A 10,832-nucleotide genomic window follows, 5' to 3' on the forward strand; every position below is an offset into this window, starting at 1 on the left:
TGCTAAATTCGAAGTGAAGAAAGGCAAATTTATAATTAACTAACGATCATTATGAAAATAAAATAGTTGATAAAAATTTGAACGTCAATTAATTTAATAACGATTGTTATAAAAATAGATGTGATCTTTATGACAAATAGGCATGAAACAGATCTTGTTAATGAGGACACGTTAAAAAAGAAGCGTGGACGCCCTAAATGCTTTGATGAGCAGCAAGTGTTAGAGAAAGCTATGTTACTTTTTTGGGAACATGGCTATGAAGCCACCTCTATTAGTGACTTAACACATGCTTTAGAAATTACAGCGCCGAGCCTATATAGTGCTTTTGGCGATAAGGCAGGTTTGTTTTACAAAAGTATTGACTATTATCTCGCTCATGAAGCATGTCCTATTGAAACGATATTTTTAGAAGCAAAAACTGCAAAAATCGCTTTTGAGTTATATCTTTATGACAATGTAAAACGATTGGTTCAACCCAATAAGCCAGCTGGCTGTATGTTGGTAGTCGCTGCTATGAACTGTTCTGATGCCACACAAGAGGTACAGCAAAATCTTTTAGATAAGCGAATAAAGACCAAAGAAAAGTTATTAAAACGTCTTGAACAAGGTGTAGAGCAGGGCGATTTGCCTACTAATGCCCCTCTACAAGAAATGACTGATTTTTATGCGACTGTTATTCAGGGGCTTACCATTCAGGCCAGAGATGGTGCAAGTACCGAACAATTACATAAAGTGGTAGAACATGCCATGAAAGCTTGGACATTATTTTAAAAAATAAATGATGTCTTAAGTTCAATATCAATGTCGGAAATACGATATTTCAATTTATTAAGACATTCTTCAAAATAAAGTCTCTTTTGTAGTTGGTGTATTACTATGAGTCAGGTCATGAAATATCACAAATGGGCATTTATTTTTCCCATTCTGGCAGTACTGATTTGGTCTTTAAATATTGTAGTCACCCGCTATGTCTCGGACTATATTTCTCCGGTAAGTATCAGCTTTTATCGGTGGTTAATCGCTTTTATTATTTTGACTCCATTTATGTTTTTGTCTGTTTGGAGACAAAGACGACTAGTAATACCCTATTTACCTAAGCTTGCTGTGTTAAGTGCATTTGGGATGGTGCTTTATCAAGGCTTGGCTTATACGGCTGCCCATTATACTAGTGCAACCAATATGGGGATTGTGAATGCATTTATTCCCATCTTTACGATCTTTGTTTCGCTTGTCATTTTAAAAGATGTGCCTAATCGCTTTGCAGTTTTTGGCAGTATTTTGTCTTTTGCTGGTCTGCTATACGTTATGTCCCAAGGAAATATTAATAAGCTTTTAAGTGGTGGCGGGCACCTTGGCGATGCATTGATGATTATTGCCGTATTCTTCTATGCATTTTATGGAGTTTTCTTAAAGAAATGGCAGCTCCCACTTCCAATTATGGCAAGCTTATACGTTCAGATTGGGTTTTCCGTGCTGTTCCATCTTCCTTTAATTTTCTGGTTTGGTCTGGATGCTTTAAATTCACAAAATGCACCAAGTGCAATTTATGCAGGAGTATTTGCTTCACTCATTGCGCCGTTAGTTTGGATGTTAGCCGTACAACAACTTGGGCCAAATAGAACCAGTATCTTTATGAATCTTGTGCCAGTGTTCACAGCCATTATTGCAAGTATCTGGTTATCTGAACAATGGACCATATATCACACCTTCGGCGGAATTATGATTCTGGTGGGCATTATCATGGCACAAAAGAAGGTTAATTCTAAAAAATCAGATCTTTTGCCAGAGCAAAATTAAGAATCATAAAAAAACTATGGCATATTTTTAAAAAAAGTGATGAAAATATGCCAGTTTTTTATCAATCTAAGCTTTTCTATATGATTTATAAATATATTTATGAAAAGATTGTGTAACATAAATATTAAAAAAGGCCAATAAAAATATTAATATAATTTTAATTCAACTGCTAAAAACGCCAAATTCCCTACACTTTTCATGCTTTTTTTAGAGAAATAATATATTTCTCACATTAAGTCTCTTGCCACATAATAGCGACCACTACGAAAGATGCTCTTTTAAGCAATTTTTCTTTCGTTCCAGAGATATCCAAACCCTCTGGATGTGGTATATACCCATCCTTTTTTATGCTCAGTTATCCCTATATAACTGAGCTTTTTTTTGTCTGGAATTAAGGACGTATCACTTCACCAGTTAAGGCGTTAATGATGCGGCTTGGCTGTTGGCTTTGGCCTAAATCACCATTGAGATAGTTTAATTGTGAACCAAAGTATTGGCAGGCATCTTGTAAAGAATGTGCAGGTTCTTGTCCACTAGGGTTGGCACTCGTCGATACAATAAAACCATGAAAAGCATTGCATAAAGCGACACATAAAGGATGTGTCGTTACACGTACTGCAACAAGAGGATGCTCGCCTTTAATCCATGAGGGGATGTGTTGATCAGCAGGTAATAGCCAAGTTGTGGCTCTTTCTGATGGTTGATGGTTTGTCCAGCAATCAATAATTTCTTGCTGAGTAGTTTGCGGTAAGGAAGTTAGTAGATGTTCTACTTGACTAATATGGCCAGCCAATAAAATGACGCCCTTTTCAATAGGGCGCTGTTTCAATTCAAGAATTTTTTGAAAAGCTTGTTCATTAAATGGATCACAGCCTAGTCCCCAGACTGCCTCAGTTGGATATGCCAAAACTTGACCTTGTTGTAAACATTCGGCTGCTTCGGTCACTGAGGTCGTAATCATGGTAATACTTTCCTTTCAATCAAACAGAATCGCTATTGTGCGCTCTAATACTAAGAACGACAACGTAAATACAGCCCTGATTGTTGCATACATAAACCGAGTAGTTCTAGTTCCATTAGTGAAGAGGTCAGTTCAGAAACTGGAATATTATGGTGAACTACAAGTTGGTCAATATTTTGTCCCACCCAGTCTAAAGACTGATAAAGGTCAATCAAATGCTCAGGAATTTCTGGAGTATTCGTATTAGCTTCTTCAGTTTGATTTTGTTGCTGACTTTGCCATTGGGTTGGTAAAGCAAGATCCTCAATAATCTGTTCAGGATGGTCGATTAAAATTGCACCTTCACGGATAAGTTGATGGCATCCTTGATGAAACTCGCTATAAATATGGCCCGGAATCGCGAATACGGTTTTACCTTGTTCAGCAGCTTTATTGGCCGTGATGAGTGAGCCACTTTTTAATGTCGCTTCTACCACCAAAACGCCTAAACTCAAACCGCTGACAATTCGGTTTCTACGTGGAAAATGCTGTTGTAATGGCGGTGTACCCGGTAAAAACTCAGTAATAATGGCGCCGTTTTGAGCCAAAATATGTTCTGCAAGTTTTTTATTTTGAGCTGGATAAGTAGTGTCTAAGCCCGTACCCGTCACTGCAATGGTACGTTGATGAGTAGATGCACCTTGATGAGCGGCTTCATCAATGCCATACGCCAGACCACTACTAATGAAAAAGCCCTTTTCACTTAAGTAGTAAGCAAAATCATAAGCGACCTGTCGTCCATGTGGGCTTGGTTTTCGGCTACCGACAATCGCAATCTGAGGTTGCAATAAAGCTTGTGCTTGACCTTTCCCAAAAATAATAGGTGGATAATCTGTATAAGGAAGTAATTGAGAGGGGTAGCCTGAGTCATCTGCCGTTAAAATAAAATCCGTATGCTGACGAACTTGTTGTACAAGTTGTTCAAACTGCGCCTGACCTTGGGGCGTTTGAAATTCGTTTACACGCTTTAAGTGATTAGCATGTAGCCCCAGAGAGGACCACTTTGCTAAACCATCAGGTTGAGTGGCTTTTTCACAATTTCCAAAATAATCAATAATTTTTTTAAAGCTGACTAAAGAATGCTGCACCAAATACCACACTTTAAGTGTGTGGTAGTGGTGTGAAGAAAGTTGAGTGAGCATTGTAAAAGGTACATCCAGCATTAATCATTAAATTGAGGTGGCTGAATGCTTGAACCAACCTTAATTGGTAAATCGCTCTCTAAAACAAAAGCATAACTTAGCTGATCAAAAGTTCTAAAAACCATTAGACTGCCAATTTGTTGGCCAGGAAGTTGAATCACTTCTTTGGTTTTAGGGTCGCGAATTGATTCACCTTGTTGAGTAATATCAAAAACTTGACCTACTTGAATGCCTTGGGTTGTACCGCGATCCAAAGTCACTACACTATTTTTTGCAGCTCTACCAATTGAGCCCATGACACGAATAATCTTGCCACCATCCGTCACTTGCTTCGCATCTACTGGGTAAAATAATGTTGGCAAAGTAGCTTGCTCTTCAGGCATAACACGATCGCCACGACGTACTTCAGCGTTATAACTATCTGTTAGTTCTAATGTAGTAATATCTTTTTCAGAAGATACCGCAACACCTGAAGCAACTTGTAGTAACTCAATCCCTAAACTATGCTTTTTACCTTTATTGTCTGTGAAATAGTAAGGTTCACCTTCTCGGTAGACTGCATAACGCTGCCCATTAATTAAGCCTTGTCCTCGTGCATAAATAGTCTGGCCTTTTCCTGCAAGTACACGTTGATCGGCTGTACCAACAATATAAGGTGTGTTGGTAATTGAGTCGGCTGGTAAAATAGTACTGTTCTCTAACCACTGTTTAATATGTTCAAGTGGAATAACCGGAACGCTATTATTTAATGCTTCGACGCGAACTTGTGGTTGTAGGTTTGTGGTTTGACCTGTATAGCGACGGATAATACCGACACAGCCATCCCCCTCATCTTTACCGACTAAACGACGCCCATCTAGGCTACATAATAGTAATCGGTCACCCGGATAGATCCAGTGTGGATTTTTAACATGTTGGTTGCTCGCCCAGATTTCAGGCCAACGCCATGGTTTATTTAGAAAATGTCCTGAAATATCCCATAAAGTATCCCCACGTTTCACAACATATACATTGGGTGCATTACTTTTAAGTGAGGGTGGATTATGGTTCGGACTGGTTGCATGAACCTCTGCTATCGTACCGATTACGACACCTGTACAGAGCGCCAAAGCAAGTAAATGCTTCTTTATCCCCAAGGCATGAAAATTAACCATGCCGTCAAAAACCTTTTTCATTATGATAATTCCTAAAAATTATGTGTGCAGTTGCGTTATAATGGGCGGCTTACACACAATTTTTCGATGAAGTATTTCCTTCATTTGGTTTTTCAATCAATGGCATAAGTGAGGACGACAGTATGGCCTTATTACCTATTTTAAGTTTTCCTGATCCCCGTCTTCGTACCATTGCTAAGCCCGTTGAAGAAGTTACTGATGAAATTCGTCAACTTGCAGCAGATATGTTTGAAACCATGTATGCGGCACCAGGTATCGGTTTAGCAGCTTCTCAGGTCGATCGTCATATTCAGCTTATCGTCATGGATTTGTCTGAATCTAAAGATGAACCTATGGTTTTCATTAACCCCAAAGTAACTCCGCTGACTGAAGAGACGCAGCCGTACGAAGAAGGCTGTCTATCAGTGCCACAAATATACGACAAAGTTGATCGCCCGTCACGCGTGAAAATTGAGGCAATTAACCTTGAAGGTCAAGCATTTGAGATAGAAGCTGACGGACTTCTCGCTGTTTGTATCCAACATGAAATGGATCACTTAAATGGCAAATTGTTTGTGGATTATTTGTCACCACTTAAGCGTCAGCGTGCGCGTGAAAAAGTCGAAAAAATTGTTCGCCAACGCGAACGTGAAAAAGTTGCGGTAAAACGTTAATATTTTTCAAACACCAATATAGTGTGGATGTGATTTTTGGTTTTTCGTAGTGGTTTGCTGCTTGCCTGTGCAGCAGTATTTTTACAGATTGCGGTATTTCTACAGCCGCTATTACCGAAGCAATATCAAATTGCTCCGGTCTGTGAAACTATTACCCGTGCTTTGCTTAAACCAAAAGCACAGACGGAAGCCATGTCACATGCCATGCACCATTCACATCACCAGCATCATATCGAACAGGCGCAAGTACCTGACCATCATGATCACCATGATGCGAACCATCAGTGTCAATATTGTACCGTTTATGCCAATTTGGTTTTACCACCTGAATTTGGCGTAAAAGAGGTGCTTGTTCGTATACAAGTTCGCTTAGTCGCGTATCAACAAGCTTTCCGGCATGTTTACTTTGCGCTACAGCGACTTTTCCTACTCCCGCAAGGACGTGCGCCGCCTCTATTTGCATAAATAAAAGCAATTTTTGTTGGGGTCTTAACTGACTTCGATATCACTTTATTTATGTTTTAGAGCGTATAAAAAATGCCACATTCTAAATTTTTACTACAACCTTTATGGGTTGCGATGCTTGCTGTCTCTCATTCGGGTTTAGTGTTTGCCGAATCAGAAAAAAATGATGCCGATACCAACACACTTCACTCATTAGCACCTATTGTTGTTACAGCACAGCAAGGCAATGATGCAAATGGTCTGATCGTACACGCAGATCCAAAGCAACCTATTCAGCCAGTCCCTGCCACAGATGGCGCAGACTATCTGCAAAGTATTATGGGTTTTAATTCAATTCAAAGCGGTGGAACAAATGGTGATGTGACATTCCGAGGTATGTTTGGTTCACGTATTAAAATTCTAACGGATGGCACAGAGAACTTGGGTGCCTGCCCAAACCGAATGGATGCTCCAACTTCTTATATTTCACCAGAAAGTTATGACCGGATTTCTGTGATTAAGGGACCACAAACGGTTCAATATGCCAATACTGGTTCAGCTGCAACAGTTCTATTTGAACGTCAGCCTGAAAAGCTTACCTCTGAAAAACCCTATCGCGGTCAAGCGAGTGTCTTGCTAGGTTCATATGGGCGTATTGACCATAATGTTGAAGCGGCTGTTGGCGATGAGAAAAAATATATCCGTTTAAATGCCAACCGTTCAGAATCGAATAGTTATCAAGATGGTGATGGCAATACAGTTCCATCAGCATGGAAAAAGTGGAATGCTGATGTAGCGCTTGGCTTTACTCCAGATGAAAACACGTGGGTCGAAATCACAGGTGGGAAATCTGATGGTGAATCGCTTTATGCTGGACGTTCAATGGACGGATCTCAATTTGCGCGTGAAAGTTTAGGGCTTCGTTTTGAAAAGAAAAATATCACTGATGTGATCAAGAAAATTGAAGGGCAGGTGAACTATAGCTATAACGACCATATTATGGATAACTTTAGCTTGCGTACACCACCATTAGTTGAAATGAATCATGGTGGTATGACCATGCTGATGCCAAATGCAATGGCCATGCAAGTGACACGCCGTACATTAAACTCACGTTTGGCAATGATTTCTGAATGGAACAAATGGAGTTTGATCACAGGCGTTGACTCTCAATTTAATAAACATGGTGGCAGCATGTCATCGCCAACAATGCCTTCTATGAATGTTCCATATCGTCAAGATATGCGGTTTCAATCATACGGCGCTTTTGGTGAACTTGGCTATCAATGGAACGATCAAAATAAGCTGGTTACAGGTGCACGTTTAGATCGAGTCACAGTTGAAGATGAACGTACCGATTCTCAAGCAAAAGGCTTTAACACGAAGCTTGAAAAGACTTTGCCAAGCGCATTTGTTCGCTGGGAAAATCAACATCCTGAGCATGACCTAAAAAGTTATATTGGTTTAGGTTATGTAGAGCGTATGCCTGATTATTGGGAACTTTTCTCGCCTAAACATGGTAATGCGGGTTCAACCAATACTTTTAACGGTGTGAATCCTGAGAAAACACTACAGTTGGACCTGGGTTTTCAGCAACAACATGGTGCTTTAAACACATGGGCTTCTGCCTATGCAGGTTTAGTAGATGACTACATATTAATGAGTTACCACCATCACCCAAGTATGGGAATGGATGGACATGATATGAGCCATGATATTACTGCGGGAGCCAAAAATGTCGATGCAACCATCGCTGGTGCAGAAGCGGGTATTGGGTACCAATTCACTGACCGTATTCAGGCAGATTTGAGTGCGATGTATGCGTGGGGCAAAAACACCACAGATGACAAACCTCTACCTCAAATTTCACCTTTAGAAGGTCGTTTAAATATTCGCTATGTGGCTGACAAATATAACTTAGGTCTGTTATGGCGAGCTGTTGCTGAGCAAAACCGTGTGAGTCTGCATCAAGGTAATATCGTGGGATATGACCTAAAACCAAGTAAAGGTTTCTCAACACTTTCTTTAAACGGAAGTTACAACCTTCGTAAAGATATTGATGTCTCTGTTGGCATTGATAACGTATTAGATAAGACCTATACCGAACACTTAAATAAAGCGGGTAGTGCAGGCTTTGGATTTGCGAGCGAAGAGCAGTTTAACAATATCGGAAGAAATTACTGGGTTCGTATGAGCATGAAGTTTTAATAAGCTTTAGCGAATTAAAGAACTGAAATTATTAATTTAATGAGAGAAATGAAATGACTAATAAATTATCGCCTGAACAGTCTTGGTGGGGATGGAAGTTACTTATTGTGGCTTCTATCTTGAGTGTATTGTTTATGATTATTTTTTACTTGGCCATCAACAATGAGCCTGACTACATGCCAAGTCAAAAAAAGAAGCAGATGATGGAGTCACATGAGCAAATGAATCACGCTGAAATGCATAGTTCATCAGCTCAATAAGATTCTTAATAGTTGAAAATGGAAGTCTGGATAACGGGCTTCCATTTTTTGCTTTTTTAGATTCCAGAATTATTGATGCATACTTGCTAAGGTTTTTGCCTTACCTTGATTCTGATAAAGTGTTAAGCCAAGTTTTTGTATATTACGGCCTGATTTAGATAAAAACTTTTCAACTTTTGGTGAAAGCTTTGCGCCATTATAAAGTAGTAAATTACGCACAATTAAATAATAAGCAAACCATGAGGCAGATTGCTGAGGCAATCCGAGTAGTTTCATTCTTTTCTTACCAATAAAAAATTGGGTAAGTTCTAAATGTTGTCGATAAGCAAGTTTCTGCTGTAAAGAGCGTAAATGCAGATATTTTCTCTCAAAAGGTTCTTTCGACAAGCTCAATCCTAATTCAATACTGCTGTGATCGGAGCGAGGATGAGCAAACTGCATCCAGTAAAGTAACCTCCAACCCTCAGGTTCAGACTGAATAAGCCATTTTTCATCAATACCCATTAACCAACCAACATAACGCCAGAAATGTAAAAAACTCTTTGCCTCTTGTTTTGTTGGCCATATACCTAAAGCTCTAATACCGAGTAAAACGACACTGCTAAAAGCCAAATTAGTCATTGCTAAATCAAATTGATTAAGAGGAACTCCCCAAACCTCACTATCCCAACGGTCAGACTTTTTTAATTGCCGTCGAACGAGTGCATGAATAAAGCGAACATAAATCGTTGACGTAAAACCTGCACTCAAACGAGAAAGCCCTTGAGGTTCAGTAATATCCACCCACCATTTTGTGGTTTCTGCTAAACGTGTTCCCGCTTCTTTCTTTAATGCACCCGTTAAAATTAGCGGTTGATTAAATCCCGGATATAAATATCCCGCCATTAAGGATAAGTCTCTAAGAATAAAACCATTATTTATTCCTAAACGATGGGTAAATTTAACAGCCTCATCAATTTGTTGTTGGTCTAACCAATCAGGTTTTTGTTCAATGTAATTAAAGAAATTTTCTAACTCAGTAGGTATAAGCTCAGAGAGTTCATCACGGCCTTGAAATAATATCTTCTCAAAAATTATTCGGTGATCTTTGGGACTTTGCATAACCCAATCAATCACCTTATCCATTTCAATATCCCCTTCATAAAGAGCATGTTGTAAAGACACATATTCTTTATAGTTTGGTTGTACAGGTTTTCCACAACAGATATTTAAAAAATGAGTAAAGAAATTACTGTCTTGCATATCATTAAAAGAAGCAAGTCGAGTCGGGCTAATCATTTGCATATCGTTACTTACTTATTGAACTGAATAATAAATAGGCTAATATGAATAATTATTCGCATTCAATTCGCATTTAACGAATAAAAAAACGATGAGAAAATCCCCACAGCAACAGCGTTCAAAAATTATTGTTGACCATATTTTAGAGGCGACACAGCAGTGTATCGCCCAGTATGGATTACTACATACGACGACGCCTAAAATTGCAGAGAAATCTGGAGTAAGTGTTGGCTCGATTTATCAATACTTTGAGAATAAAGATCAAATCATAGAAGAACTATTGCGCCGTAAAAGCGAATTGTTGGGGCAACAACTTAAAGAATTAGTTATACAGCAAGGAAACATTCCTTTAGAGCTGCTCATTCCTTTAGCAATAGAGTTGGGATTTAATGCATTAAAAGCCGATCATGGATTTTTTATAGAAGTGTTGAAACATTGGCATGACTATAGTCATTCGCAAGCTGCTCAGATTTTAGAAAAGCATTTTTTTGAAGTAGGGTTATATACATTCAGTAGAAATCCTCATCAATGGGACTTCGAACAGGTGAAGCATAAGTCCTTTGTAATTATTAATAGTACTCTTTTTACGATGATGCGTTATGTAAGCCAAAACAATTTTCTTATCTCAGAACAACAACTTAAGCGAGAATTATCGAGCATGATACTGGCTTATTTAAGTCAAAAATAAAAAATTAAAATAATTATTGATATAAAACAAAGGCTTAATATTGGTGTTGATTTAAAAATAAACGCTCGAGTCATTAAATTTTAATTTTCGCTTGCAAAGGGTTATTAATGGTCTATAATGCACATCCATCGGCGGTGATGCAGATAGAAACTTGTTGAAAAACAGTTACTTGTGATTAGATTGG

At 38.8% G+C, this 10,832-nt stretch carries 10 protein-coding genes and 1 pseudogene; 7 read left to right on the plus strand and 4 right to left on the minus strand.

Features of this window, described 5'->3' with window-relative positions; genetic code table 11:
- Window positions 1–120 precede the first annotated feature (120 nt).
- Together G9371_RS12220 and G9371_RS12225 are read left to right on the plus strand one after the other, a co-directional pair.
- Complete coding sequence (locus G9371_RS12220) at window positions 121–771, plus strand: TetR/AcrR family transcriptional regulator (protein ID WP_001984979.1); 651 nt, start codon at window positions 121–123, stop codon at window positions 769–771.
- Window positions 772–876: 105 nt separating this feature from the next.
- Window positions 877–1,797, plus strand: a complete 921-nt coding sequence (locus G9371_RS12225) for a DMT family transporter (protein ID WP_086221561.1) — start codon at window positions 877–879, stop codon at window positions 1,795–1,797.
- Window positions 1,798–2,188: 391 nt separating this feature from the next.
- Here the strand turns inward: G9371_RS12225 and G9371_RS12230 are convergent, their stop codons facing one another.
- From G9371_RS12230 to G9371_RS12240, 3 genes are read right to left on the minus strand one after another with little or no spacing between them, the layout of a single operon-like run.
- Window positions 2,189–2,758, minus strand: a complete 570-nt coding sequence (locus G9371_RS12230; protein ID WP_000633612.1) for an L-threonylcarbamoyladenylate synthase — start codon at window positions 2,756–2,758, stop codon at window positions 2,189–2,191.
- A 50-nt stretch (window positions 2,759–2,808) separates the two neighbouring features.
- Entirely contained in the window at window positions 2,809–3,939 is a 1,131-nt protein-coding gene (gene dprA / locus G9371_RS12235) for a DNA-processing protein DprA (protein ID WP_002013158.1), read from the minus strand.
- 20 nt (window positions 3,940–3,959) lie between these two features.
- A complete protein-coding gene (locus G9371_RS12240; protein WP_029424585.1) occupies window positions 3,960–5,114 on the minus strand; it encodes a LysM peptidoglycan-binding domain-containing protein in 1,155 nt (384 codons plus the stop codon).
- Window positions 5,115–5,236: 122 nt separating this feature from the next.
- Here G9371_RS12240 and def point away from each other — a divergent pair, with 122 nt between their 5' ends.
- From def to G9371_RS12260, 4 genes are all read left to right on the plus strand, one after another.
- Entirely contained in the window at window positions 5,237–5,767 is a 531-nt protein-coding gene (def, locus tag G9371_RS12245) for a peptide deformylase (protein WP_001196539.1), read from the plus strand.
- A 36-nt stretch (window positions 5,768–5,803) separates the two neighbouring features.
- The gene (locus tag G9371_RS12250; RefSeq protein WP_000231981.1) at window positions 5,804–6,232 is read left to right on the plus strand and encodes a DUF2946 family protein; all 429 of its coding nucleotides are present in this window, start codon (window positions 5,804–5,806) and stop codon (window positions 6,230–6,232) included.
- 72 nt (window positions 6,233–6,304) lie between these two features.
- On the plus strand, window positions 6,305–8,419 hold the full coding sequence (locus G9371_RS12255; RefSeq protein ID WP_029424584.1) for a TonB-dependent copper receptor: 2,115 nt from the start codon (window positions 6,305–6,307) through the stop codon (window positions 8,417–8,419).
- A 53-nt stretch (window positions 8,420–8,472) separates the two neighbouring features.
- Window positions 8,473–8,679 carry a hypothetical protein gene (locus G9371_RS12260; RefSeq protein WP_000182542.1) on the plus strand — a complete coding sequence of 69 codons (207 nt, stop codon included), beginning with the start codon at window positions 8,473–8,475 and terminating at the stop codon, window positions 8,677–8,679.
- A 69-nt stretch (window positions 8,680–8,748) separates the two neighbouring features.
- On the opposite strand, the gene G9371_RS12265 is transcribed toward G9371_RS12260, so the two are convergent.
- Window positions 8,749–9,963 (minus strand): oxygenase MpaB family protein, encoded by a 1,215-nt coding sequence (locus G9371_RS12265; RefSeq protein ID WP_029424583.1) that lies wholly within the window; start codon window positions 9,961–9,963, stop codon window positions 8,749–8,751.
- Between the two features lie 88 nt (window positions 9,964–10,051).
- On the opposite strand from G9371_RS12265, the pseudogene G9371_RS12270 reads away from it, so the two are divergent.
- Window positions 10,052–10,622 (plus strand): annotated as a pseudogene (locus tag G9371_RS12270) (TetR/AcrR family transcriptional regulator).
- The last annotated feature ends 210 nt before the right edge of the window (window positions 10,623–10,832 follow it).

The sequence above is a fragment of the Acinetobacter sp. EKM10A genome (assembly GCF_011075215.1).
Taxonomy (GTDB): Bacteria; Pseudomonadota; Gammaproteobacteria; order Pseudomonadales; family Moraxellaceae; genus Acinetobacter; species Acinetobacter baumannii.

What these genes read in the sequence shown, in the direction of transcription:
- dprA (WP_002013158.1), bottom strand. Translation starts at nt 3,939, where the DNA reads ATGCTCACTCAACTTTCTTCACACCACTACCACACACTTAAAGTGTGG.
- def (WP_001196539.1), top strand. Translation starts at nt 5,237, where the DNA reads ATGGCCTTATTACCTATTTTAAGTTTTCCTGATCCCCGTCTTCGTACC.
- G9371_RS12230 (WP_000633612.1), bottom strand. Translation starts at nt 2,758, where the DNA reads ATGATTACGACCTCAGTGACCGAAGCAGCCGAATGTTTACAACAAGGT.
- G9371_RS12255 (WP_029424584.1), top strand. Translation starts at nt 6,305, where the DNA reads ATGCCACATTCTAAATTTTTACTACAACCTTTATGGGTTGCGATGCTT.
- G9371_RS12260 (WP_000182542.1), top strand. Translation starts at nt 8,473, where the DNA reads ATGACTAATAAATTATCGCCTGAACAGTCTTGGTGGGGATGGAAGTTA.
- G9371_RS12225 (WP_086221561.1), top strand. Translation starts at nt 877, where the DNA reads ATGAGTCAGGTCATGAAATATCACAAATGGGCATTTATTTTTCCCATT.
- G9371_RS12265 (WP_029424583.1), bottom strand. Translation starts at nt 9,963, where the DNA reads ATGCAAATGATTAGCCCGACTCGACTTGCTTCTTTTAATGATATGCAA.
- G9371_RS12240 (WP_029424585.1), bottom strand. Translation starts at nt 5,114, where the DNA reads ATGAAAAAGGTTTTTGACGGCATGGTTAATTTTCATGCCTTGGGGATA.